Source organism: Hydrogenophaga sp. PBL-H3, from assembly GCF_010104355.1.
Lineage (GTDB): Bacteria > Pseudomonadota > Gammaproteobacteria > Burkholderiales > Burkholderiaceae_C > Hydrogenophaga.
Window position 1 is genome coordinate 2825378 of the sequence record NZ_CP044972.1, and the last position, 24015, is coordinate 2849392.

Annotated in this window: 27 protein-coding genes; 22 read left to right on the top strand and 5 right to left on the bottom strand. The window is 66.5% G+C overall.

Annotated elements, in window-relative coordinates; all coding sequences use genetic code 11:
• The first annotated feature begins 19 nt into the window (after nt 1–19).
• The 15 genes from ssuE to F9Z44_RS13070 all read left to right on the top strand — a co-directional run bounded on the left by ssuE (nt 20) and on the right by F9Z44_RS13070 (nt 10789).
• Nucleotides 20–613, top strand: coding sequence for an NADPH-dependent FMN reductase (ssuE, locus tag F9Z44_RS13000; RefSeq protein ID WP_159606779.1), 594 nt, complete (start codon nt 20–22; stop codon nt 611–613).
• Between the two features lie 125 nt (nt 614–738).
• Nucleotides 739–1788: a sulfonate ABC transporter substrate-binding protein gene (locus F9Z44_RS13005; protein ID WP_159606781.1), complete on the top strand. Its 1050-nt coding sequence runs from the start codon at nt 739–741 to the stop codon at nt 1786–1788.
• A gap of 39 nt (nt 1789–1827) precedes the next feature.
• Nucleotides 1828–2016, top strand: a complete 189-nt coding sequence (locus tag F9Z44_RS13010) for a hypothetical protein (protein WP_159606783.1) — start codon at nt 1828–1830, stop codon at nt 2014–2016.
• Between the two features lie 14 nt (nt 2017–2030).
• The gene (gene ssuD, locus F9Z44_RS13015; protein WP_159608709.1) at nt 2031–3194 is read left to right on the top strand and encodes an FMNH2-dependent alkanesulfonate monooxygenase; all 1164 of its coding nucleotides are present in this window, start codon (nt 2031–2033) and stop codon (nt 3192–3194) included.
• 12 nt (nt 3195–3206) lie between these two features.
• Nucleotides 3207–3581, top strand: coding sequence for a VOC family protein (locus tag F9Z44_RS13020; protein WP_159606786.1), 375 nt, complete (start codon nt 3207–3209; stop codon nt 3579–3581).
• Nucleotides 3578–4444: an aliphatic sulfonate ABC transporter permease SsuC gene (gene ssuC, locus F9Z44_RS13025; RefSeq protein ID WP_159606788.1), complete on the top strand. Its 867-nt coding sequence runs from the start codon at nt 3578–3580 to the stop codon at nt 4442–4444. The genes F9Z44_RS13020 and ssuC overlap by 4 nt, the downstream gene beginning before the upstream one ends.
• Nucleotides 4445–4466: 22 nt before the next feature.
• Complete coding sequence (locus tag F9Z44_RS13030; RefSeq protein ID WP_159606790.1) at nt 4467–5438, top strand: aliphatic sulfonate ABC transporter substrate-binding protein; 972 nt, start codon at nt 4467–4469, stop codon at nt 5436–5438.
• A gap of 4 nt (nt 5439–5442) precedes the next feature.
• Entirely contained in the window at nt 5443–6342 is a 900-nt protein-coding gene (locus tag F9Z44_RS13035) for an ATP-binding cassette domain-containing protein (protein ID WP_159606792.1), read from the top strand.
• 38 nt (nt 6343–6380) lie between these two features.
• Complete coding sequence (locus F9Z44_RS13040) at nt 6381–6596, top strand: TOBE domain-containing protein (RefSeq protein ID WP_159606794.1); 216 nt, start codon at nt 6381–6383, stop codon at nt 6594–6596.
• A 59-nt stretch (nt 6597–6655) separates the two neighbouring features.
• A complete protein-coding gene (locus F9Z44_RS13045; protein WP_159606796.1) occupies nt 6656–6961 on the top strand; it encodes a c-type cytochrome in 306 nt (101 codons plus the stop codon).
• 24 nt (nt 6962–6985) lie between these two features.
• Complete coding sequence (locus tag F9Z44_RS13050; protein WP_201450073.1) at nt 6986–8251, top strand: NAD(P)/FAD-dependent oxidoreductase; 1266 nt, start codon at nt 6986–6988, stop codon at nt 8249–8251.
• Between the two features lie 4 nt (nt 8252–8255).
• Entirely contained in the window at nt 8256–9194 is a 939-nt protein-coding gene (locus tag F9Z44_RS13055; protein WP_159606800.1) for a CysB family HTH-type transcriptional regulator, read from the top strand.
• Nucleotides 9195–9264: 70 nt separating this feature from the next.
• Nucleotides 9265–9759 (top strand): helix-turn-helix domain-containing protein, encoded by a 495-nt coding sequence (locus F9Z44_RS13060; RefSeq protein ID WP_159606802.1) that lies wholly within the window; start codon nt 9265–9267, stop codon nt 9757–9759.
• Entirely contained in the window at nt 9746–10465 is a 720-nt protein-coding gene (locus F9Z44_RS13065; protein ID WP_159606804.1) for a nucleotidyl transferase AbiEii/AbiGii toxin family protein, read from the top strand. The genes F9Z44_RS13060 and F9Z44_RS13065 overlap by 14 nt, the downstream gene beginning before the upstream one ends.
• A 30-nt stretch (nt 10466–10495) precedes the next feature.
• Nucleotides 10496–10789: a DUF1330 domain-containing protein gene (locus F9Z44_RS13070; protein ID WP_159606806.1), complete on the top strand. Its 294-nt coding sequence runs from the start codon at nt 10496–10498 to the stop codon at nt 10787–10789.
• A 52-nt stretch (nt 10790–10841) separates the two neighbouring features.
• Here F9Z44_RS13070 and F9Z44_RS13075 read toward each other — a convergent pair whose 3' ends face one another.
• Together F9Z44_RS13075 and F9Z44_RS13080 are read right to left on the bottom strand one after the other, a co-directional pair.
• Nucleotides 10842–12182, bottom strand: a complete 1341-nt coding sequence (locus F9Z44_RS13075; RefSeq protein ID WP_159606808.1) for an NAD(P)H-dependent oxidoreductase — start codon at nt 12180–12182, stop codon at nt 10842–10844.
• Between the two features lie 112 nt (nt 12183–12294).
• Nucleotides 12295–12510 (bottom strand): LysR substrate-binding domain-containing protein, encoded by a 216-nt coding sequence (locus F9Z44_RS13080; protein ID WP_159606810.1) that lies wholly within the window; start codon nt 12508–12510, stop codon nt 12295–12297.
• A 321-nt stretch (nt 12511–12831) separates the two neighbouring features.
• Between F9Z44_RS13080 and F9Z44_RS13090 the strand changes: the two genes are divergently transcribed.
• The 5 genes from F9Z44_RS13090 to F9Z44_RS13110 are packed head-to-tail and all read left to right on the top strand — an operon-like array spanning nt 12832 to nt 18077.
• Nucleotides 12832–13713 carry a TauD/TfdA dioxygenase family protein gene (locus tag F9Z44_RS13090; protein WP_159606812.1) on the top strand — a complete coding sequence of 294 codons (882 nt, stop codon included), beginning with the start codon at nt 12832–12834 and terminating at the stop codon, nt 13711–13713.
• A gap of 44 nt (nt 13714–13757) precedes the next feature.
• Nucleotides 13758–14765 (top strand): ABC transporter substrate-binding protein, encoded by a 1008-nt coding sequence (locus F9Z44_RS13095; protein WP_159606814.1) that lies wholly within the window; start codon nt 13758–13760, stop codon nt 14763–14765.
• Nucleotides 14766–14767: 2 nt separating this feature from the next.
• Nucleotides 14768–15643: an ABC transporter ATP-binding protein gene (locus F9Z44_RS13100; protein WP_159606816.1), complete on the top strand. Its 876-nt coding sequence runs from the start codon at nt 14768–14770 to the stop codon at nt 15641–15643.
• Nucleotides 15640–16515, top strand: a complete 876-nt coding sequence (locus F9Z44_RS13105; RefSeq protein WP_159606818.1) for an ABC transporter permease — start codon at nt 15640–15642, stop codon at nt 16513–16515. Before F9Z44_RS13100 ends, F9Z44_RS13105 begins: the two co-directional genes overlap by 4 nt.
• Nucleotides 16512–18077: an FAD/NAD(P)-binding protein gene (locus F9Z44_RS13110; RefSeq protein ID WP_159606820.1), complete on the top strand. Its 1566-nt coding sequence runs from the start codon at nt 16512–16514 to the stop codon at nt 18075–18077. The genes F9Z44_RS13105 and F9Z44_RS13110 overlap by 4 nt, the downstream gene beginning before the upstream one ends.
• Nucleotides 18078–18083: 6 nt before the next feature.
• Here F9Z44_RS13110 and F9Z44_RS13115 read toward each other — a convergent pair whose 3' ends face one another.
• On the bottom strand, nt 18084–18722 hold the full coding sequence (locus tag F9Z44_RS13115) for an OmpA family protein (protein WP_159606822.1): 639 nt from the start codon (nt 18720–18722) through the stop codon (nt 18084–18086).
• A 198-nt stretch (nt 18723–18920) separates the two neighbouring features.
• On the opposite strand from F9Z44_RS13115, the gene F9Z44_RS13120 reads away from it, so the two are divergent.
• Both F9Z44_RS13120 and F9Z44_RS13125 read left to right on the top strand, forming a co-directional pair.
• Nucleotides 18921–20744 carry a patatin-like phospholipase family protein gene (locus F9Z44_RS13120; RefSeq protein ID WP_159606824.1) on the top strand — a complete coding sequence of 608 codons (1824 nt, stop codon included), beginning with the start codon at nt 18921–18923 and terminating at the stop codon, nt 20742–20744.
• Nucleotides 20745–20764: 20 nt separating this feature from the next.
• Nucleotides 20765–22915 carry a CHASE2 domain-containing protein gene (locus tag F9Z44_RS13125; RefSeq protein ID WP_159606826.1) on the top strand — a complete coding sequence of 717 codons (2151 nt, stop codon included), beginning with the start codon at nt 20765–20767 and terminating at the stop codon, nt 22913–22915.
• Here F9Z44_RS13125 and F9Z44_RS13130 read toward each other — a convergent pair whose 3' ends face one another.
• The gene (locus tag F9Z44_RS13130; protein ID WP_159606828.1) at nt 22916–23401 is read right to left on the bottom strand and encodes a FecR family protein; all 486 of its coding nucleotides are present in this window, start codon (nt 23399–23401) and stop codon (nt 22916–22918) included. It lies immediately after the preceding gene.
• A gap of 144 nt (nt 23402–23545) precedes the next feature.
• Nucleotides 23546–24013, bottom strand: a complete 468-nt coding sequence (locus F9Z44_RS13135; protein ID WP_159606830.1) for a tetratricopeptide repeat protein — start codon at nt 24011–24013, stop codon at nt 23546–23548.
• Nucleotides 24014–24015: the final 2 nt, after the last annotated feature.

Sequence of the window (24015 nt, forward strand, 5' to 3'; positions counted from 1 at the left end):
CGATTCAGGGAAGAACAACGTGTCCATTCTGTTGATCGCCGGCAGCCCGTCCGAGCATTCGCGGTCCGCCGCCTTGCTCGATGCGGTCCAGGCGCGCCTGGGCGGCCATGTGCTGGTGGACCGCCTGCACATCCGCGACCTCTCACCCCAGGCCCTGCTGCTGGCCGATGTGCACCACAAGTCCATCGCCCATGCGGTGGCCCAGGTGGCCAGTGCCCGTGCGCTGGTGGTGGCCACTCCCATCTACAAGGCCGCCTACAGCGGCGTGCTCAAGGTCTTTCTGGACCTGCTGCCGCAGACGGCGCTCAAGGGCAAGCTGGTGCTGCCACTGGCCACCGGCGGCAGCCCCCACCACATGCTCGCGCTCGACTACGCGCTGCGTCCCGTGCTGCAGTCGCTCTCGGCCAGCCATGTGCTCACCGGCATCTACGCCACCGACGCGCAAGTGCCCAAGGACGAAGACGGTGAGTACCAGGTGGGTAGCGACATCGCCAGCCGCCTGGATGACGCTGTGAACATCCTCTTCAAGGAAATCCTGCGAATGCCGCTCGCGGCCGGGCACACGACCGGGTTCTCTCCGGTGCCCTTCGCGCAGGTGCGATGTAGCGTCTGAGCCGCTGCGAGCCGGGACCACCCGGCCGATCTGGCCGCACTCCCCCCTTCCGTTTTTTTCAGCCACCCCACCCGGTGGCCGGGACGCCCTTTGCCCGCACACGGTCACCCACACAGGAATTCACCATGAGCCACCCCATCGAACACCTCGCCTCGGCCGAGGCCCACGCCAACCCGCCCACGCCGCTGTCCAGCCGCTTCACCCGTTTCAAGCGTTGGGCTCTCGCCCTGCTCACCGCCGCCATCGCCGCCGCCGGCCTCGCGCTGCTGGTGTTGCCGGTGCCCTCGGCCCATGCCCAAAGCAAGGGCGAGCTGCGCATCGGCTACCAGAAGTCGGCCAGCCTGTTCGTGCTGCAGAAGGCCCAGGGCACGCTGGAGAAGAAGCTCGCACCCCTGGGCTTCGGCGTGAAGTGGGTCGAGTTCCCGGCCGGGCCGCAGCTGCTCGAAGGCCTGAACGTGGGCGCGGTGGACGTGGGCTACGTGGGTGAGGCGCCGCCGATCTTCGCGCAGGCCGCCGGTGCCCAGTTCGTCTACTTCGGGTTTGATCCGGCCGCGCCGCGCGCCGAGGCCATCCTGGTGACCAAGGATTCGCCGATCAAGTCGGTGGCCGACCTCAAGGGCAGGAAGGTCGCACTCAACAAGGGCAGCAACGTGCACTACCTGCTGGTCAAGCAGCTGGAGAAACACGGCCTCAAGCTCAGCGACATCCAGCCCGTCTACCTGGCCCCGGCCGATGGCCGCGCCGCCTTCGAAAGCAAGAACGTCGACGCCTGGGTGATCTGGGATCCGTTCCAGGCCGCCGCTGAAAAAGCCACCGGCGCCCGTGTGCTGGCCGATGGCACCGGTGGTGTCGTCAACAACCACCAGTACTACCTGGGCGCGCGCAACTTCGTGACCAGGAACCCCAAGGTGATCGAGGCCCTGTTCGCGGACTCGGTGTCGCAAGGCATCTGGCTCAAGAAGAACCTGCGCCAGGCCGCCGAGCTGATTGCGCCGCTGCAGGGCCTGCCGGTCGAGGTGGTCGAACTCGCGCTGCAGCGCTACGAGTTCAACGTCAAGCCGATCACGGCGGCGGTGGCCGCCGACCAGCAAAAGATCGCCGACACCTTCTTCGACCTCAAGCTGATCCCCAAGGCCATCAAGGTCAGCGAAGCGGTCGTCGTCTCGCAGCCTTGAGCGCTGTGGCCTGAACGCGCCCACGACAAGGAACACGCCATGTCCAAGCCCTTCAGCACCGCCGACCAGCGCCACCACATCGCCAGGCTGCTGGCCATCACCACCGCCTCCTGGAGCATCGACGCCGCCCGCGCCAAGGCCCGGCCCGCCGTCGCGGCCTCCCTGTTCGAACTCAAGTTCATCCCCCGCCCGGGCAGCCCGCTCGGCGTCGCCTTCAACGCATCCTGAGATCCATCATGAGTCTGAACATCTTCTGGTTCATCCCCACCCACGGCGACAGCCGTTACCTCGGCACCGCCGAAGGCGCACGCGCCCTCAGCCACGACTACCTGAAGCAGGTGGCCCAAGCCGCCGACAGCCTCGGCTACGAGGGTGTGCTCATTCCCACCGGGCGTTCCTGCGAAGACCCCTGGGTGGTGGCGGCCAGCCTGCTGCCGGTGACGCAGCGGCTCAAGTTCCTGGTGGCCGTGCGCCCCGGCCTGCACCAGCCCGCGCTGGCCGCGCGCATGGCCGCCAGCTTCGACCGCCTCTCGGGTGGACGCCTGCTGATCAACCTCGTGACCGGAGGCGACCGCGCCGAACTCGAGGGCGACGGCGTGTTCCTGGACCACGCGCAGCGCTACGAACAATCGGCCGAGTTCATCCACATCTGGCGCGAGATCCTGGCGCGCAGCCACGAAGGCCAGCCCTTCGACTACGACGGCGAGCACCTGCAGGTCAAAGGTGCCAAGCTGTTCTTCCCACCCCTTCAGCAGCCGCATCCGCCGGTGTACTTTGGCGGCTCGTCCGAGGCCGCGCACGAGCTGGCCGCCGAGCAGGTGGACACCTACCTCACCTGGGGCGAACCGCCGGCCGAAGTGGCCAAGAAGGTGGCCGACGTGCGCGAACGAGCCGCGAAACACGGCCGCACGGTGAAGTTCGGCATCCGCCTGCACGTGATCGTGCGCGAGACCGACGCCGAGGCCTGGGCCGCCGCCGACGCGCTCATCAGCAAGCTCGACGACGACACCGTGATCCGCGCGCAGAACGCCTTCTCGAAGATGGACTCCGAAGGCCAGCGCCGCATGGCCGCGCTGCATGCGGGCGGTACGAAGCGCTCACGCAAAGACCTGGAGATCAGCCCCAACCTGTGGGCCGGCGTGGGCCTGGTGCGCGGTGGCGCTGGCACCGCGCTGGTGGGCGATCCGCAGACTGTGGCCGCACGCATCCAGGAATACGCCGAGCTCGGCCTGGAGAACTTCATCTTCTCGGGCTACCCGCATCTTGAAGAGGCCTACCGCTTCGCCGAGCTGGTGTTCCCTCTGCTGCCGCGCGCGCTGCGCGAGAAGCTGCCCGGCCCCACGCTCAGCGGCCCGTTCGGCGAGACCGTGGCCAATGTGTTCGTGCCACGTGCTTCGCAAAGCTGAAGGAGCCCGGCCATGAGCATCCATTCCATCAACCACGTGCAGCTCGGCTTTGCGGCTGGCCAGCAGTCGCAGGTGCGCCACTTCTACAGCGAGCTGCTGGGTCTGACCGAATTCAAGGCTGCTGGCGGCAACGCGCTGCGCTTCTTCGCCGGACCCCAGCGCGTGGACCTGGTGCCGGTGACCGACTGGCACGGCACGCCCGCGCCCGCCCATCTCGCTTTCGAGGTGCAGAACCTGCCCGGCTTTCGCGCGAAGTTGATTGACGCCGGCTACGAGCTGGATGAAAGCCGCCCGCTCGGTGGCCACCTGCGCTTCTACGTGAACGATCCCGCCGGCAACACGCTGGAGTTTCTGGAGCCCGACCTGTCCCAGGAACACACGCAATGACCTCAGCGCAAACCTTCAGAGAGGCGCCGGTGACCCCGGTGCCGGCCACCGTCGATGCGCCCGGCTGGGACATCAGCCCGCTGCTGGGGCGCGTGCTGCGCTCGGTCGGGCTGCGTTTCCTGCCCTGGCTCGTGCCCCTGCTGCTGATCGCCGTGTGGCAGGCGTCCTCGTCGTTCGGCTGGTTGTCCACCCGCATCCTGCCCGCGCCATCGGCCGTGGTCACCGCGTTCTGGATGCTCGCCGTCTCGGGTGAGCTGTGGACCCATGTGCAGGTGAGCGCCGGGCGCGCGCTGGTGGGGCTGGCCGTGGGCGGCGGCCTGGGCCTGGCCCTGGGCCTGCTCACCGGCTCGGTGCGCTTCTTCGAGACCCTGCTGGACTCCAGCATCCAGATGGTGCGCAACATCCCGGCGCTGGCACTGATCCCGTTGGTGATCCTGTGGTTCGGCATCGACGAGGCGGCCAAGCTGTTCCTGATCGCGGTCGCGGTGTTCTTCCCGATCTACCTCAACACCTTCCACGGCATCCGCAACGTGGACCCGGGCCTGATCGAGATGGGCCGCACCTACGGCCTCTCGCGCTGGGGCCTGTACACGCAGATCATCCTGCCCGGCGCGCTGTCGTCCATCCTGGTTGGCCTGCGGTTTTCGCTCGGCCTGATGTGGGTGATCCTGATCGTGGCCGAGACCATCTCGGCACAAGCCGGCATCGGCTACCTCACGATGAACGCACGCGAATTCCTGCAGACCGACGTGGTGCTCGTGGGCATCCTGCTCTACGCCGCGTTGGGCAAGCTGGCCGACGTTTTTGCCCGATCCCTCGAAAGCTACTGGCTGCGCTGGCACCCCGGCTATCAGAACCCCTGAACTCCTTCACAAGACACGCACCATGACGCAATCCACCTTCTCCTCTCTCAACCGCCGCGCGGCACTTGGCGTGCTCGGCTCACTGGCCGGCAGCCTCGCCCTGGCGCAAGGCAACACGCCTCGCACCGTGCGCCTGGGCTACCAGAAATCGTCCACGCTCACCGCCGTGCTGCGCCTGCAGGGCACGCTGGAACAGCGCCTGGAGCCACTGGGTGTGAAGCTGAGCTGGCACGAGTTCACCAGCGGCCTGCCGCTGCTCGAAGCGCTCAACCTGGACAACATCGACCTCAGCGCCGACGTGGCCGACACCGTGCCGGTGTTCGCACAGGCCGCCGGTGCACAGCTCACCTTCGTCGCGCAGGAGGCGCCCTCGCCCACCGCGCAGGCCATCCTGGTGCGCAGCGACTCGCCCATCAAAAGCGTGGCCGAGCTCAAGGGCAAGCGCGTGGGCTTCGCCAAGGCCGCGGGCGTGCACTACCTGCTGATCGCCGCGCTGGAAAAAGCCGGCCTGTCGTTCGGCGACATCGAACCCGCCTACCTCACGCCGGCCGATGGCCGCGCCGCCTTCGAGCGCGGTTCTCTCGACGCCTGGGTGGTCTGGGACCCGTTCCTCTCGGCCGCCCAGAAACAGGCCGGTGCCCGCGTGCTGGCCGACGGCACGGGCCTGGCGTCGTACCAGCGCTACTACCTCGCCAGCACGCGCTTCGCGCAGGCCCGCCCCGACGTGCTCGGCGTGTTCTACAGCGAGCTGGAGAAGACCGGCCGCTGGGTCAAGCAGAGCCCCAGGGAAGCCGCTGCATTGCTCGCGCCGTTCTGGGGACTGGACGCCGGCATCGTCGAACAGGCCAACGGCCGGCGCAGCTACGCGGTGCGCCCCGTCACACCCCAGGGCCTCTCCGAGCAGCAACGCATTGCCGACGCCTTTCTGGCCGAGAAGCTGCTGCCCCGGCGCATCAACGCGGTCGACGTGCCGCTCTTCAAACCGCAGGTGTGACGCCATGACCTTCGCCACTCCTACCCACACCTCCGTTCGGCCTGAGCTTGTCGAAGGGCTCACCAACACCTCGGCAAGGCTTCGACAGGCTCAGCCCGAACGGGGTGTGGCTGCTCCATCCGGCGTGCGCCTGCAACTCAAGCAACTCAGCAAGCGCTACGGCGCCCGCGAGGTGCTGCGCAACAACCAACTCACCATCGAACCGGGCGAGTTCGTCGCCATCGTGGGCCGCAGCGGCTGCGGCAAGAGCACGCTGCTGCGCCTGGTCGCGGGCCTGGAGCAGGCCAGCGGCGGCGAGCTGCTGCTCGACGGCGCGCCGGTGAACGGCCTGCACGAAGACACCCGCATCATGTTCCAGGACGCACGCCTGCTGCCCTGGAAACGCGTGCTCGACAACGTGTCGCTCGGCCTGCCCAAAACGCGCAAGAAAGACGCCGAGGCCGTGCTCGGCCAGGTCGGCCTGGGCGACCGGCTGGCCGACTGGCCCTCCAAGCTCTCGGGCGGCCAGCGCCAGCGCGTCTCGCTGGCCCGCGCCCTGGTGCACCGTCCGCAACTGCTGTTGCTCGACGAACCGCTGGGCGCGCTGGACGCACTCACCCGCATCGAGATGCACGAACTCATCGAAGGCCTGTGGAAGCGCCACGGCTTCACCGCGCTGCTGGTCACGCACGACGTGCAGGAAGCCGTGGCCCTGGCCGACCGCGTGATCCTGATCGAGGACGGTGCGATTGCGCTGGACGAACGCGTGCCGCTGGCGCGCCCAAGGTCGCGCGGTGATGCGACGTTTGCCGCGATCGAGAAACGCATCCTCGATCGGGTGCTGCAGATCCCGGAGGTCGAGAGACCTTCAATCGACGCTGTGTGGCCACCCGCTGCCGCCCACGCCTTGCGCTGGGCCATCTGAATCTCTTTTCCCCAACCGCAACCCCACAGAAAGCCAACATGTCCATTCAAGCCATCAACGTTCGCAACCAGTTCAAAGGCAAGGTCAAGGAAATCATCCGCGGCGACGTGGTCTCCGAGGTCGACGTCGAAACACCCTGGGGCATCGTCACCTCCGTCATCACCACCCGCTCGGTGGCCGACCTCGACCTCAAGGTCGGCTCGGAAGTGGTCGCGCTGGTGAAGTCGACCGAAGTGTCGATTGCAAAGCTTTGAAGCGCGCAGGCGAAGACCCAAGTGACCCTTCTCGACGCCCTTGATCCATGGAGAGCCCGATGACAAGAACGCTCGGCATGACCGCCCTGTGGCTGCTCTGCGGCGCGGTGCAGGCGCAGACGAACACCACCGACTTCCAGGCCCGCGCCTGGGCCGCCTCGTGCGCGGCCTGCCATGGCACCGACGGCAAAAGCAACAGCGCCATTCCCGCCATTGCCGGGCAGGACAAGGCCGTTCTGCTGCAGAAGCTGCTGGCCTACAAACAAGGCACGCTACCCGCCACCGTGATGCACCAGCACGCCAAGGGCTACACCGAAGCCGAGCTGGAACGCCTGGCCGCGCACTTTTCACGCCAGCCCAAATAGCAAGGAAGAGAACCCATGACAAGCATCAACCGCAGACACCTGCTCACCGCCGCGGGCGGCGCTGCCGTGGCGCTGGCCCTGCCCGGCTGCGCGACGACCTCAACCCCCAAGGCCCGCGTGGTCGTCATTGGTGGCGGCTTCGGTGGCGCCACCGCAGCCAAATACATCCGCCAGTGGGCGCCCGAGATCGAGGTGGTGCTGGTGGAGCGCGAGGCGGCTTTCGTCTCGTGCCCGCTGAGCAACCTGGTGCTGAGCGGCTCCGAGAAGATCGAGAACCTCACCACCGGCTACGACGTGCTGCAGAAAAAACACGGCGTGCGCGTGGTGCGCGACGAGGCCACCGCCATCGACGCCGGCAAGCGCGAGGTGCGCCTGGCGCGTGGCGACACGCTGAAGTACGACCGCCTGATCGTCTCGCCCGGCGTTGATTTCCAGTTCGACCAGGTGCCCGGCCTGCAGAGCGCCGAGGCCCAGAGCCAGGTGTTGCACGCCTGGAAGGCCGGCCCGCAGACGGTGGCCCTGCGCCGCCAGCTCGAAGCCCTGCCCGACGGCGGCGTGTACGCGCTGCACATTCCCAAGGCGCCTTACCGCTGCCCACCCGGCCCCTACGAGCGCGCCGCGCAAGTGGCCTTGTATTTCAAGCAGTACAAGCCGCGCTCCAAGGTGCTGGTGCTCGACGCCAACCCGGACATCACCTCCAAGAAGGCGCTGTTCCTCAAGGCCTGGAACGAGCTGTACCCGGGCGTCGTGGAATACAAACCCAACAGCGAACTGGTGCGCGTGGACGCGGCCCAACGCACCATCGAACTGCAGTTCGAGACCGTGCGGGCGGGCGTGCTCAATGTGGTGCCGCCGCAGCAGGCCGGTCGCATCGCGCAGACCGCCGGGCTCATCACCGCCAACAGCAAGTGGTGTGGCGTGAACTTCCAGACCTTCGAGTCCACCGTGGCGCCGGGCATCCACGTGCTGGGCGACGCCACGCTATCGGCGCCGGGCATGCCCAAGTCGGGCTTCATGGCCAACAACCACGCCAAGGTCGCGGCCGACGCGGTGATCGCACTCATCCAGGGCCGGGCGGTCAACCCCGACCCGATCATCGCCAACACCTGCTACAGCTTCGTGAGCGACACCGACGTGGTGCACGTGGCCTCGGTGCACAAGTGGAACGCGGAGCAGAAAACGCTGGTGCCGGTGGCGGGTGCGGGCGGGCTCACGCCAACCGCCAACGCGCTGGAAGGCCAGTACGCGAAATCCTGGGCCAAGAACATCTGGGCCGACGCCCTGCTCTGACACCATGAACTTCCAGCAACTTCGATCGGTGCGAGAGACGGCGCGCAGCGGCTTCAACCTCACCGAAGTGGCCGCCATGCTCTACACCTCGCAACCCGGCGTGAGCCGGCAGATCCGCGAGCTGGAGGACGAGCTGGGCGTGACCATCTTCGAGCGCGCGGGCAAACGCCTGACCGGCCTCACCGCACCCGGCAAAACGCTGCTGCCCATCGTCGAGCGGCTGCTGCAGGAGTCGGACAACCTGCGCCAGGCGGGCAAGGAATTCGTGGCGCGCATGGAAGGCGGCCTGTCGATCGCGGCCACGCACTCGCAGGCCCGCTACGCCCTGCCCCACGCGGTGCGCGACTTCCGCGCGCTGTTCCCGCAGGTCACGCTCAACCTGCACCAGGGATCACCCAAGCAGGTGGCCGAGATGCTCATCGCGGGCGAGGCCGACATCGGCATAGCCACCGAGGCGCTGGCGAGCTACCCGCAACTCGTCACCCTGCCCTGCTACCGCTGGACTCACAGCATCGTGGTGCCACCGGGCCACCCCCTGCTGGGCATCGATGCACCGCTGACGCTGCAGCAGCTGGCCGAGCACCCCGTCATCACCTACGACCAGGGTTACACCGGGCGTTCGCACATCGACGACGCGTTCGAGAAAGAAGGCCTGCGCCCGAACGTGGTGATCACCGCGATGGACGCCGACGTGATCAAGACCTATGTGGAACTCGGCATGGGCGTGGGCATCGTGGCTTCCATCGCGGTGGACGCCGACCGGGACCGCCACCTGCGCGCGCTCGATGCGCGCCACCTGTTCGAGATCAATGTGACGCGCCTGGCCGTGCGGCGCGGCACCTGGCTGCGCGGCTACGCCTACAGCTTCATCGAGAACTTCGCGCCCAGCCTGAGCAGGCAAGTGGTGGAAGAGGCCTTGAACGACGAGATCATGACGGTGTGAACCCCTGGGGCATGCCCCGCAAGGTAGGCGATGATTGACATACAAGTCAATTCGCCTAAGATTGACTTGAATGTCAATTGCCGCCCAACTTCTCGACCAGGTTCTGGCCTCCGCGCTGCAGGCGGGGATGGACCAGGCGCACCTGGCGCGCGCTGCGGGCCTGGCACCGGAAACCGTCTCCCGCGCCAAAAAGCGGGGCACGATGGACCTGGCCTCCATCGCTGCCCTGGCCCGGGTGGCGGGCCTGCAGCTCGGCCTGGCGCCCGTGGCGACACCACGCCAGGCGATGGTGAAGCAGGCCACCCAACCGACCCGATCGCCGCTGGCGGACCCCAAGTGGGGACTGGCATGGTCCAACCCTGATCTCGACGACATGACCCTGATCCGCAACGCGCTGGCCAAAGGTGGCTTCATGCTGCTGCTCGAAGCCGTCAAGGCGCATGGGCTCGAAGCGGTGCTGGCCCAGTGGGGCCAGGTCAAGCCCGGGTTGAAACCCAACGCCCAGGCCGAGGTGGAGCGGCAGTTGCGCAACATCCAGGAAGGGGTTTCCCATGCTCAGGCCTGACACCCTGCGGCTCTGGAACCACCTTCAAGCGGAGCCCGCGCTCAAGGGCTTTGTGCTGGTGGGCGGCACGGCACTGTCCATGCATCTGCACCACCGGCTCAGCGAAGACCTCGACTTCATGTACCTTGGCAAGAAGCTGCCGAGGGCTCAGATCGAAGCGCTCAAGCGCCGCGCGCTCGACGCGGGTTTCGACTTCATGGCCAACGATGCACTGGCCGGCGTGGAAGAATTCATCAACGCCGGCCTGGACTTCAACGACTACCAGCAGGACTACATGGTCAATGGCACGGTGAAGGTCAGCTTTGTTGCGCCGGAGCCCGAGAACGCCCGGCAACTGGAACCCATGGAAGCCCCCGGCCCGCGCGTTGCGCGCCTGTCGGAGATCTTTCGCCTCAAGTGCATCGTCTCAGCCGACCGCTCCAAAACACGCGACTGGTTTGACCTCTACCTGCTGCTGAAGCAACAACGCTTCGAGCCCATCGAATTCATGCGGGCCTTCGAGAGGGCCGGTGCACCTGCCAAGTACGACATTGCGATGATGCGGCTGTGCTCCGGCAAACCAGGCGTCAACGACGAGGGCTACCAGACCCTCTTGGAGAATCCCCCCACGTTGCAGGAGATGCAACGCTTCTTCATCGAACTCCGCGATCGCATCGAGCAAGATGTGGCTCGCCAAGCCATGGCGACCGCAAGAGACTTGCAATAGCCCTTTACCCCAACCTTCAAGGAACCCGACATGCCCAAAGCCTACTGGATGGCCACCTACCGATCCATCAGCGACCCCGCCGCTCTCGCGGCCTACGCGGCACTTGCCGGACCCGCTATTCAGGCAGCGGGCGGGCGGTTTCTGGCACGCGGCATGCCCGCCCAGGTGTATGAAGCCGCCGTCAACCAGCGCGCCGTGCTGATCGAGTTCGACAGCGTGGCGCAGGCCACCGGCGCCCACGACAGCGCCGCCTACCAAGAGGCGCTGAAAGCGCTGGGCCAGGGCGCCGAGCGGGACATCCGCATCATCGAGGCAGTGGCTTAAACGCTGGCGCGGCGCTTCAGCTTGTTTCGACAAGGTCGCGCCCACCAGAAGGTCACGCCCGGGAAAACGTCCTTTCCATCTCAAGGCGGAATTTGACCGCCGTGGAAGCGGCATCAAACGCCACGTCATTCCAGCTCACGGCTTGCCCGGCCCTGACTGGTTTGAGCAGCTTCACCCCGTGGGCCAGACCCAATGGCAGGCCTCCCAGGGCCAGGGATTCCTGTGCGGGCAGCAGCTTGCCGAACACGGTGTAGCCGCCTTCGCCATCGAGCATTTCACCCGCCTGCAAATCGCGCTTGGCCGTGGCCACCACATCGCCGTGCCAGCACACGGGTGCGCCCGTTGATTCACCACGCAAGCCGATTGAAGCCACCGTGATGCCCAGCTCAAGACCAATCAGGTGAAAAGGCTTGTACATGCTCGAGTACTGCCCACTGGGGTCGGTGATCAAACCGTATTCCTTGAAACAACGTGCGACGTAATCGCTGTCCGCCGCGAAGGTCACGTACACGCCCCAGCGCAGGTCGCGAAACACCGGACGGGTGTCGCGCTCCACGCTGGAGATCACCTCCACCTGGCCGCGCTGGTCGAGAATGCCACCGTGCTCTCTGGGCTTGAGGATGCGCGCCAGATCGTCCACCCCGACGGCTGGAAACTTCAGGCCGCTGGGAGCGCTCAGGCCGGTGGCGTTGGCCACAGCGGCCATTTCAATCGCGCTCTTGGTGCCATCCAGAAAGCTGTTGAACATCTGGGCATTCATGCCGCCCTTGGCCGCGTCTTCAGCGGTCAGCCCGTAGTGGTTCCACACCGTGTCGGGTGTGCTCTCGTGGTAGGACGGCAGGTACTTGGTGCCTTTGCCGGCGGCCACCACCGAAAATCCGGCAGCCCGCGCCCAATCCACCATTTCGCAAATCAATGCAGGCTGATCACCGTAGGCCAGTGAATACACAATGCCCGCTTCATCGGCCTTGCGTTTCAACAGCGGGCCCGCCAGCGCATCGGCTTCCACGTTCACCATCACGATGTGTTTTCTGAATTCGCAGCAGGCCAGCACATGGGCAATGCCCACGGCCGGGTTGCCGGTGGAATCGATGATGATGTCCACGAAGGGCGACTCGATCAGCGACATGTTGTCGTCGATGACGGCGGTGTTGCCCAACCTGGCTGCTTGCTCCAGCGAAGTGGCGCTGTAGGCCTCTTCCTTCCATCCCACGTTCTGGAGTGCGGCCTTGGCTCGCGTGGGCGACAGATCCGCAATGCCCACCAGGTGGATGCCGGGAGTGCGTGGCACCTGCGAGAGGTACATGGAGCCGAATTTGCCGGCACCGATCATGCCCACGCGCAGTGGTTTGCCTTCAGCGGCACGCTGCTGCAGTTTGGAGAACAAATTCATAAAAGCCTCGTCAGGTGGGTGCGGGTTGGGTCGCCAGAATACTGCAGCGAACGGATACCGGTGATGCAACGAACGGCCAGTTGCAGATGGGGGCGTGCGGAGCCGACCCGGATCAGGTGCTCCTTGCGTCAGATGCGGCCTGATCAACGAGGAACCCGAGCAATCGCTCGGCCGCAGGGGTGAGGTCGCCCTGGCGGCGATAGCAAATGGCGAACTCGCGGTGCGCCCAGTCGTTGAGCAGCGGGATGATGCGCACGTGCCCCGCCGAGACATAGATGTCGCTGACCTCACGCGGCACGACGCTGATGCCCAGGCCCGCGGCCACCACGCGCTCAACGGCTGCGCGCTCTCGGGGCGCCGTCCCGAGCGGGCCGGCCCCCTGCTGGAACTCACGGCGGGAGGCATGAAATCGATCGACAACGCCCCCGCTGCGCCGAGGGCGTGTGGGTGGCCGACTCGACCGAGGTGGTGGGCGCTGGCGCCCTGGTGACCGAAGGCAAGGTGTCTCCCGATGGCAACCTCATCGTGGGAAGCCTGGCCATTGCGCCAGCCTGACGACCCGCACGACAGTCCATATCCGTTTTCCGCATATCACTCCTCGGTATTGATCGTTCCTGGATCGTGGCCCGCTGCCTAGCATCGGCGGACCATGATCCTTGTAGAACTTCCCCCGGTCCGGCAGGACTTTGACATCCGACCCTTGAGCGACGCACTCGGCGCCGAGGTGCTCGGCCTCGACCTCACCGAGCCGCTGTCGGCCGACGACTTCGCGCGCCTGCACCGCGCCCACCTGGAGCACCATGTGCTGGTGTTCCGCGACCAGCGCATCACGCCCGCGCAGCAGGTGGCCTTCAGCGCGCGCTGGGGTCCGCTGCAGCGCCATGTGTTGCACCAGTTCGCGCTGCCCGCGCAGCCCGAGGTGCTGATCGTCAGCAACATCGTGGAAAGCGGCCAGCCCATCGGCCTGGGCGACGCGGGGGTGTTCTGGCATTCGGATCTCTCGTACAAGGACAAGCCCAGCCTGGGCTCGTTCCTGCACGCGCAGGAGCTGCCGGCCGAAGGTGGCGACACGCTGTTTGCCAACCAGCACCTGGCCTGGGACGAGCTGCCCACCGAGCTGGCGCGCGCGGTGCAGGGCCGGCGCGCCGAGCACAGCTACCTCAAGGTGTATGGCGAGCTGCAACGCCGCAGCCCGTGGCGGCCCGACCTCTCGCCCGCGCAGGTCGCCGCCGTGCCGCCGGTGAGCCAGCCCATCGTGCGCACGCATCCGGAAACCGGCCGCCAGGCGCTGTTCGTCAGCGAGCACTTCACCACCCGCGTGGTCGGCCTGCCCGACGACGAGGGCGAGGCCTTGCTGCAGGCGCTGTACGCGCACAGCACGCAGGACCGCTACGTCTACCGCCACCGCTGGCTGCCCGGCGACATGGTGTTCTGGGACAACCGCTCGGTGCTGCACCTGGCCGCTGGGTGTCCACCCGATCAACGCCGTCGCCTGTACCGCACCACCATCGAAGGCGATGCACCGGTGTGAGAACGCCTCCGCCGAACACCCTTACCCCATTCAAAAAGTCCCACATGAAAAAACGCACTTTCGTCAACAGTCTGCTCGCCGTCGCGCTGACCGCGTCCACCTCGTTCGCGGCCCATGCCGAAGGCCAGATCCGCATCGCCCAGCAGTTCGGCGTGGTCTACCTGCTGCTCAACGTGGCCGAAGACCAGAAGCTGATCGAGAAACACGGCAAGGCCGCCGGGGTGGACGTGAAGGTGGAGTTCGTGCGGCTCTCGGGCGGCAGCGCGGTGAACGACGCCCTGCTCTCGGGCCAGATCGACATCGCCGGCGCCGGCGTGGGCCCGCTGCTCACCATCTGGGACCGCACCAAGGACAAGCAGAACGTGCGCGGCGTGGCCTCGCTGGGCAACTTCCCCTACTACCTCGTCACCAACAACCCGGCGGTGAAGACCATTGCCGACTTCAGCGACAAGGACCGCATCGCGTTGCCCGCCGTGGGCGTGTCGGTGCAGTCGCGTGTGCTGCAGCTGGCTTCGGCTCAGCGCTGGGGCCAGGACCAGTACAACAAGCTCGACAAGCTGCAGGTCGCCGTGCCGCACCCGGACGCGACCGCCGCCATCATCAAGGGCGGCACCGAGATCAGCGCGCACTTCGGCAACCCGCCGTTCCAGAACCAGGCGCTGGCCGGCAATGCGAACGCGCGCATCGTGCTCAACAGCTACGACGTGCTGGGCGGGCCGTCGTCGGCCACGGTGCTCTACGCGACGGAAAAATTCCGCGCCGAGAACCCCAAGACCTACCGTGCCTTCACCTCGGCGCTGCAGGAAGCCGCGGAGTACATCACCAAAAACCCCGAGGGCGCAGCCGACATCTACCTGCGCACCGGCCAGGGCAGCATCGACCGCAAGCTGCTGCTGTCCATCATCAAAGACCCGGCCGTGCAGTTCAAGCTGGAGCCACAGAACACCTTCAAGCTCGCGACCTTCATGCACAGCATCGGCGCGATCAAGAACAAGCCCACCTCGGCGAGGGACTACTTCTTCGACGACGGCCACAGCGCCGCGGCGAATTGAACATGGCACCGGCCGAAGGCATGCTGCGTGCCTACCTGGGCACACCGGGTCAGGAGTTGCTGAGAGCGTACACGGCGGCACCAGTCGCGGCACGGGCAACGCAAGTCGGTGCAACGGCGCCTTTGCTCGACTTCGACCATGTCTCGCTGGAGTACGCCACCGGCCAGCAGGTGGTGCGCGCCACGCACCGCGTGAGCCTGTCGGTGCACGAGGGTGAGCGCTATGTGCTGCTCGGTCCCTCGGGTTGCGGCAAGAGCACGCTGCTGAAGGCGGCGGCGGGTTTCATCCCGCCGCGCGAAGGCAGCATCCGGCTGGATGGCCAGACCATCGAAGGCCCGGGGCCGGACCGCATCGTCGTGTTCCAGGAGTTCGACCAGTTGCCGCCGTGGAAAACGGTGCTGGCCAATGTGATGTTTCCCCTGCTCGCCACCCGGCGCCTGGGCAAGGCCGATGCGCTGGAGCGGGCTCACGCGGTGCTCAAGCAGGTGGGCCTGGCCGAGTTCGCCCGGTCGTACCCGCACCAGCTTTCGGGCGGCATGAAGCAGCGCGTGGCGATCGCCCGGGCGCTCGCCATGCAGCCGCGCGTGCTGCTGATGGACGAGCCCTTCGCCTCGCTGGACGCGCTCACGCGCCGGCGCATGCAGGAGGAGCTGCTCGCGCTGTGGGACGAAGTGCGCTTCACGCTGCTCTTCGTCACGCACTCGATCGAAGAAGCGCTGGTGGTGGGCAGCCGCATCGGCGTGCTCACGCCGCGCCCGGGCCGGCTGCGCGCCGAGATCCAGGCGCACCAGTTCGGCCTGGCCAGCAGCGGCGGGCCAGACTTTCAGGCCGCCACCCAGCGCATCCACGGCCTGCTGTTCGGAGAAACACCCCGATGAGTTTTGCAAGGGCTCTGCCCCCGATCCGGCCCGAGGCCGAACACACCCTGCCCGAGTTGGTGGACACACCCATCGAGCGCCCCCTGCCCTGGCCACAACGCGTGTGGCAACAAGCGTGGCTGCGCAAGGCGGTGATCCTGCTGGCCCTCGCCCTGTTGTGGGAGCTGATCGCCCGCTGGCAAGACAACGACCTGCTGCTGCCCACCTTCGCGCAGACCGCGCTCGCCTTCGTGGACGGCATCGCCGGAGGCGAGTTGCTGCTGCGCGCCCGCGCCTCGCTGGTGCTGCTGCTGCAGGGTTACCTGCTCGGCATCCTGGCGGCCTTCGTGCTCACCACGCTGGCCGTGTCCACCCAGATCGGACGCGACCTGCTGGCCACGCTCACGTCCATGTTCAACCCGCTGCCCGCCATCGCGCTGCTGCCGCTGGCGCTGCTGTGGTTCGGCCTGGGGCAAGGCAGCCTGGTCTTCGTGCTGGTGCATTCGGTGCTGTGGCCGCTGGCCCTGGCCACGTTTGCGGGTTTCCAGGCGGTGCCCGAGACGCTGCGCATGGCCGGGCGCAACTACGGCCTGCGCGGCATCCGCTATGTGCTGCTGATCCTGGTGCCTTCGGCGCTGCCGGCCATCATCTCGGGCCTGAAGATCGGCTGGGCCTTTGCCTGGCGCACCCTCATTGCTGCCGAGCTGGTGTTCGGCGTGTCCTCCGGCAAGGGCGGCCTGGGCTGGTACATCTTTCAGAACCGCAACGAGCTCTACACCGACAAGGTGTTCGCCGGCCTGGTCATGGTCATCCTCATCGGCCTGCTGGTGGAAACCGTGGTGTTCCAGACGCTGGAGAAACTCACCGTGCGCCGCTGGGGCACGGTGCGATGAAGCCAGTGACCTCGGCATCGCCCGCCCCGCGCCGCATCACCATCGTGGGCGGCGGCTTCTCCGGCGTGAGCGCCGCCGTGCAGCTGGTGCGCCACAGCCCGGTGCCACTGGCCATCACCCTCATCGAATCGCGCGACCGGGTGGGCCCCGGCCTGGCCTACGCCACGCACGACCCCGACCACCGGCTCAACGGTCCCACCTGGGTGCACGCGGTCGACCCCGTGGACGGCGAGCACTTCACGCGCTGGTGCGAAGCGCGTGGTGTCTTCAGTGCCGACCCGCAAGCCGTGCAGGCCAACGGCACGGCCTTCGTGCGCCGCGCCGTGCTCGGCGCGTATCTGGAAGATATGGTGCACCGCCATGCCAGCTGGCCGGCCACGGGCTCCACCATCCGCACGCTGCAAGACCGCGCCGTGCACGCCTGGCAGGCCGACGGCGAGGTGACCACCACCACCGAGCGCGGCCAGACCCTGCCGGCAGACCTGCTGCTGCTGGCCACCGGCAATGCCGAACCCCGCCTGCAAGCCCCGCTGAACCCGGCGCTGGCCCAACACCCCGGCGTGATCGAAAACCCGCTGATCACCGCGCGGCTGCTGGGCATCGCGCGCGATGCGCGCGTGCTCATCATCGGCAGCGGCCTGACCTCGCTGGACGTGGTCTCCACCCTGCAGCGGCAAGGCCACACCGGCGGCGTCACCGTGGTCTCGCGCCGGGGTCTGCGCCCTCGCCCGCAACCCCTGGCCAGCGGCCCGGTGGTGCACCCGCAAGGCCGCCAGAACCTGGACCGCCTGCTCGGCCCCGCGCCCGCTTTCCTCACGCAGGTGAAGCCCGAGCTGCGCACCTGGATCAAGGCCGTGCGCGCGCGCATTCGCGAGAGTGTGGCGAACGGCGAGGGCTGGAACGTTCCGTTCGACGAACTGCGCGATGCCGTGTGGCAACTCTGGCCCACCCTGCCCGCCGCGCAGCAGCGCCGTTTCCTGCGCAGCGTGCGCACCTGGTACGACGTGCACCGCTTCCGCTCGCCACCGCAAACGGAGGCCATCAACCGCGAGGCCCTGGCCGCCGGCCGCGTGGTGCACCTCGCGGCACGGCTGCGCTCGCTGGCCGCGCAGGCGCACACGCACCGCATCGACGCCGTGCTGCAACCAACGGGCAGCAGCGCGCTGCGCACCGAAGCCTTCGACGTGGTGGTGAACTGCACTGGGCTGGACGCCGCCGCCCGCACCGCCGGCAACCCCTTGCTCAAGGCACTGGTGGAACACGGCACGCTGCGGCCCGACGCCTGCGGCATCGGCTACGCGGTGGACCCGCACTGCCGCGTGATCAACGCCCTGGGCGATGCATTGCCTCGCATCCGCCTGATCGGCCCGCCCACGCTTGGCACCTTCGGCGACCCGGGCGGCGCCATGTTCATCGCGGCGCAGATCCACCGCATGCTGCCGGATGTGTTTGATCTGCTGGGCCGATTGGGGTCCACCGCTGTCGAGGCGGACCGAGCCGCTTCGCTGAGTGCCGCCCAGGTCTTGAGTTTCAAGAGCTTGTTCATGGCCGGGCAAGCCTGAAGGTGCTCAGCGGATCGTGACCTGCACCCGGCGGTTGCGCGGCTCAGGCACGCCGTTCCTGGTCGGAATCAGCGGGTTTTTTTCGCCGTGCGATTCCAGCGTCAATGCCGACAGCTTGAGCCCGGAAGCCTGCAACCGATCAGCCACCGCTTTGGCGCGCTGCGCCGAAAGCGCCAGGTTGTTCTCGGCGCTGCCCACGGTATCGGTGTGACCAATCACTACCACCTCGACAATCGCCTTTGCGCCGCGGGTTCTCCAGCGGTTCAATAGATCAGCGAACTGAATTTCCGACTCATCCGTCAACCGAATTCCACCGCTGACGAAATACAGCATGAAATGCTCGGGCGGCGTGGGTTGAGCGGCCTTGGCCTCTGAAAAATCGGCGTCGAATTTCGCGCCGGCGAGTTCGGCTTTCACTTCATTGCCATCGGTTCCGGCCACCTGCCCGGCGCGCGTCAACACCTGGCTGCCCTTTTGACCGCTCACGATGACCTGCCCCACAGCGCCGTCCAGATCGGGCACCAGCACAACGTAAGAACGCGGAATACTGGGGGCGCAAGCTGACAGGAGCAGCAGTGCACCTACAAGGCCAGCGACCACCAGGCAACGAAGTTTTTGCATGCCAAACATCGCGATCACTCCCATGTTTCAAAACCCGATTGATGCCGAAAATCCAGGATCAAATGCCAAGCCGAATCCTGCCATTTCGTCCACGCCAATGCGACATGAATTTCGCAGGTGCGATGGTAGTATGCGCGCTGATCAATTTCCGCGGGAGTCGGGTCCCGTCGGGTCACAGTGCCGCATTTTCGCGTGTGTGGCATCACCACATTTGAGGGCGACATGACTTCAGACGACACCGAAATTCAACGGCGCCGGAACGCATTGGCGAGCTATCTTGGCGACAACTTCCCGGGCATTGACCAAGAGACGCTGCAAGACATTCAGAACAACGTTCAATGGGTGGAGTTGCGCGCCGGAGAAGTGCTGATGGAGCAAGGTGCACCGGCGGATGCCGCCTACCTGACCATCAGCGGTCGGCTGCGCGTCTACGTCAAGACCGACGACAACGCGCCTCGCATGGTTCGTGAGCTGGGGCGCGGAGAGATCACCGGGGAAATCAGCCTGTACACCGATGCAACACGATCCGCGACGGTGGTGGCCATCCGCAGGACCGTGGTGGTGCGACTGGACAAGCCGCACTTCACCGCGCTGGTGGCGCGCAATCCCAAAGTGTCCATGGCGCTGACGAAAAAGATCATCGAGCGCCTGCAAACCCAACACGATCAGCGCCCACTGCCGCCGCCCGTCACGGTGACGCTTCTCCCGATCACCGGGGGCGTGGAGGCTGCTGCCCTGGCGCAGCGCCTCATGCAGGCATTGGAACCGTTCGGCCGGGTCTGCCGGGTGGATTCGACCACCATGACAGCTGGCGTGGCCTCCGAAGTTCTGGAAGACCTGGAGGCCGAGCACGACTTCGTTCTGATGGTGGCGGACACCGAGGCGAACGAATGGACCGAGCTGTGCATCAGCCTGAGCGATGAGGTGCTGTTGCTGGCAGATGCGACGCAGCCCGCCGCCATCCACCCGGTGGAGCAGGCCTGCATGGTCGACACGCCGCATCGCAACGAGGTGGCGGAAACGCTGGTGCTGTTGCACCCGGCGAGCACGCAGTCGCCCCTCGGCATGCGCCAGTGGGTTGAACGCCGGCCCGTCACCGGCCACGTGAATCTGCGTGTCGAACTCGACGGCGATATCGCGCGGCTGGCACGGCTGCTGAGCCGCAACGCGGTGGGTCTGGTTCTGGCGGGCGGCGGCGCGCGCGGCTTTGCCCACCTGGGGGTCTGGAAGGCGCTGGACGATCTCGGCATCGAAATCGATTGCGTGGGTGGCACCAGCATGGGCGCGGTGATGGCCGCCGCCATTGCGGCGGACCGGGGGATTCCGACAACGCTCGATATTCTCAAGCAGGCATTCAAGATCAACCCCACCGGGGACTACAACTTGCTGCCCTTGATCTCGCTGATCAAGGGTCGGCGGATACGCTCCATCGTCGAACGCTCCATCGCTTCGCTGATGGGTGGGCCGGTCGACATCGTCGATCTGTGGAAGGGCTATTTCTGCATCGCGAGCAACTACTCCCAAGGCAGTGAAATGCAGTTGCACAAGGGCGACCTGGGCCGCGCACTGCGGGCCAGCATCGCGATCCCCGGCGCACTGCCGCCGGTCGTGATGGATGGCGAACTGTTCTGCGATGGTGGCACCTTCAACAACTTCCCGGCCGATGTGATGAGAAACATGCGCGGAGTCGGCAAGGTGATCGGTGTGGACCTCAGCGCCCGGCGCGCGCGCCGGCTCGATTTCGATGAGATGCCGGGCGCCTGGCAGGTCTTCTTCGATCGGCTCAAACCCCGCGCCAAGCAGCGCTACCGCGTTCCTTCGCTGATGTCATACCTGCTCAACGTGTCGGTGCTCTACAGCGTGTCGCGGCAGTCGGAGTCACGCAAGCAGACCGACCTGTATTTCAACCCCGAGTTGTACAGGATCGGGTTTCTGCAATGGGGGCGCTTTTCGTCCATCGTCACCAAGGGCGACGACCATGCGCGCGAAGTGATCGGCGCGCTCAGCCTCGCGGAGAAACAGGCGTGGGGCTTCCGGGAAGCGTGACCCCTGCATCGACCTGATGCATGAGAAAAAAGCTGTCCCTGCGTTCGGTCGCCGCGATGCTCAGCCTCGCAACGGCGGTGCTCGGCCTGACGCTGGTTCTGGCTGACCCCCTCGCGCTGCAGACGATCCGGAACCAGGGCTTCGATCAGTACCAGCGCTGGCAACCTCGAACCTACGAGGCCATGCCGGTCAGGATCATCGACATCGATGAGGCGAGCCTGGAGAAGATTGGCCAATGGCCGTGGCCGCGCAACAAGCTGGCTCAGCTGGTCGAACAACTGGGTGCCAAGGGAGCTGTCGCCATCGGCTTCGACGTGGTGTTCGCCGAACCGGATCGCACCTCCCCAGCTCGCGTCTCTGCTCAGTGGGCCTTGTCGCCCGCGCAGGCACGTTCGCTCGCGGCGCTGCCCGACAACGACGCCACCTTTGCCCAGGCCATTGCCGCGCACAACGTGGTGCTGGGCTTCGCATTGCGCAGCGATGCGGCGGTGTCGCAACCACAGCAGGCCGTTCCGAACGCCCCCTATCGCTATGTGTGGGTGGGCGAGCCAAGCCCCCAGGCGCTGCACGCGTTTGCCGCAGCGGTACCGCCGCTGCCAGCGCTCGATGCGGCGGCGAGCGGGAGCGGCGCGCTGACCTTCATGCCCGATGGCGACGGCGTGGTGCGCCGCGTGCCCATGGCGCTGGCACTGGCAGGCGCGCCCGTGCCGAGCCTGAGCGCCGAACTGCTGCGCGTGGCCCAGGGCGTCGACAACCACATTCTTCGACGCGCCGAGGGTGACGCGCCCGCCCTGGCGCAGGTGCGCATCGGCCAGTTGACCGTGCCCACCAACGCGCAAGGCGAAATGTGGCTGCACTACACCAACGCGCAGCCCGCGCGTTATGTGCCGTCGTGGAAGGTCCTGGCAGGAGAAGCAGACCCCGCTCTGCTGGAAGGGCACATCGTGCTGGTGGGCAGTTCCGCGCAAGGCCTGATGGACCTGCGCTTCAATCCACTCGGCCGCGTGATGCCTGGCGTCGAGGCGCATGCGCAAGCCCTGGAGCAGGTGCTCTCCGGGCACTACCTGAATCGTCCCAGCTGGGCCGTGGCGGCAGAAGCGATCGCGGTGGTGCTGGGTTGTGTGGCGATGGTCTGGATCGGCGCTTACTTGCCCTCACTGTGGGCCGCTGGCATTTCGCTGGCACTGGTGGCGGGCGTGTTGTGGGGCGGCTGGTCGGCCTTCTCGAACCACCGCCTGTTGCTGGACAGTTTCACGCCCTCGCTCGCCTGGGCGGTGGCGTTCGCTTTGGCCAGCCTGTTTCGCCATTTCTGGAGCGAGCGGGAACAGCGTTGGGTCAAAGAGGCGTTCTCCCGGTATGTCTCCCCCAACCGGGTGGAGTACCTGATGAACAACCCAGGTCAACTGGAACTGGGCGGCAAGCGCCAGCACTGCAGCTTTGTGTTCACCGACCTGGCCGGATTCACGAGCCTGATGGAGGACATCGACCCGGCGGCCGCGGTCGCCCTGCTCAACGACTACCTGGAAGACATGATTTCCATCGCCTTCCGTCATCACGGCACGCTGGACCGCATCGTGGGTGACGCCCTGGCCATCATGTTTTCCGCACCCGTCGTGCAGCCCGATCACGCGCAGCGCGCGCTGGACTGCGCGATGGAGATGCATGCTTTCGCGATGGGGTATGCGCGGGACTTGCAGGCCAAGGGCATTGCGTTCGGGCACACCCGGTTCGGCGTGCACTCGGGTGAAGTCATCGTGGGGAACTTCGGCGGTCATGCGCTCTTCGATTACCGCGCGCTCGGCGACCCCGTGAACACAGCGGCGCGCCTGGAGAGTGTGAACAAGCATCTGGGCACGCAGATCTGCGTGTCGGAAGGCACGCTGTCGGCTTGCGTTGACGTGTCGGCCAGACCGGTGGGCCATCTCGTGCTCAAAGGCAAGAAGAACGCGCTGCAGGTGTTCGAACCCTTGCCCGACACGCTTCCGCAGGGGTATGCCCCCACCACGATGTACCTGGCGGCCTACGAAGCGGTGCATGACGGGGACCCCTGCGCGAAAGAGCTGTTCGAGCGCCTGCGGGAGAGTTACCCCGGCGACCCGCTGGTGGCCCTGTATTGCGCGAGGTTGGCGGAGAACGAAACGGGCGACAGGATCGTGCTCAACGCCAAATGATCATTCTTCCGAAACCTTGAGCAGGAATTGCGTGCCACGCACGCCGATCAGGCCCGTCGGCGTCTTGATGGTGACGGCTTCGGGTTGCAGTTTGGCGATCACGCCCGAGACGTAGTTCAGCGTGCCTTTGCCCATGCGCGCGCCCAGCTTGAGCTTGCCTTCACCCGGCTCGTACAGGTATTCATCGACGGTCAGCACCGTGCTCGGTCCGAAGGACATCATGGTGTTGTCCTTGAACATGACGCCCATGCTCGATTGCGCATCGGTCTTGAGCGCGCTGCCCTGGTGCAGGGGTGTGCCCGGCTGCGCCTGGACCACCAGGCCGTCGGTGGTGACCGTGGCCGTGCCCTTGACGTTCTTCACATAGCCGACCGGCGCCTTGTCCTGGGCTGCGGCCGTGCCCGTCCAGGACAACAGCGCAAACGCCGCTGCAAGGGCTGGCACCAAGAGGTAGCGGGCAGGAAGGAGCGGTGTTTGGCTGGGCATCACGTGGGGCTCTGTACGGAGATGAGAGGGGGTGGAATCGCCCGGAATTTCAGAGCACAGGGCGAGTCCGATTCAGGAATGCGGCCGACGAAAGGAATGATAAACGGTATGACCGGAAACTCCTCCCCCTATTTTGGGGATGTGTCAGCTCTTTTTTGCGCCCAGGGCTCCGGACACCTTCGACGCTGCGATGGCCTTCTTCAGCAACTCGTATTCCGCACACGGCGGCGCGGTGCACAGCAACTCAAGGTAGCGCAGGTTCTTGCGCGCTGCGTCCACCTGCCCGAGCGCCAGGAACAGTTCGCCCTGGTATTCCAGCGCCGGGCGGTGTTCCGGGTCGTACAGCAGGGCCTCGCGGTACCAGCGCCCGGCTTCGTCGTAGCGCTTGAGCTGGCGCAGGCTGAAGCCGAGCAGGTTGTAGACCTCGGCGTGCTGCACGGTGCGGCTGAGCGCCGTGAGCTGTTCGACCGCTTTCGCGTACTCACCCGCATACACCCGGGCACGCACGGCCGAGAGGTCGGGCAGATCGGACGACGGTGGTGCGCCGGCCGCGCCGAGTGCCAGGTGAACTGCCATCGTGGCGGCCACGGTGGCCATGCGCAGACCTCGCATGC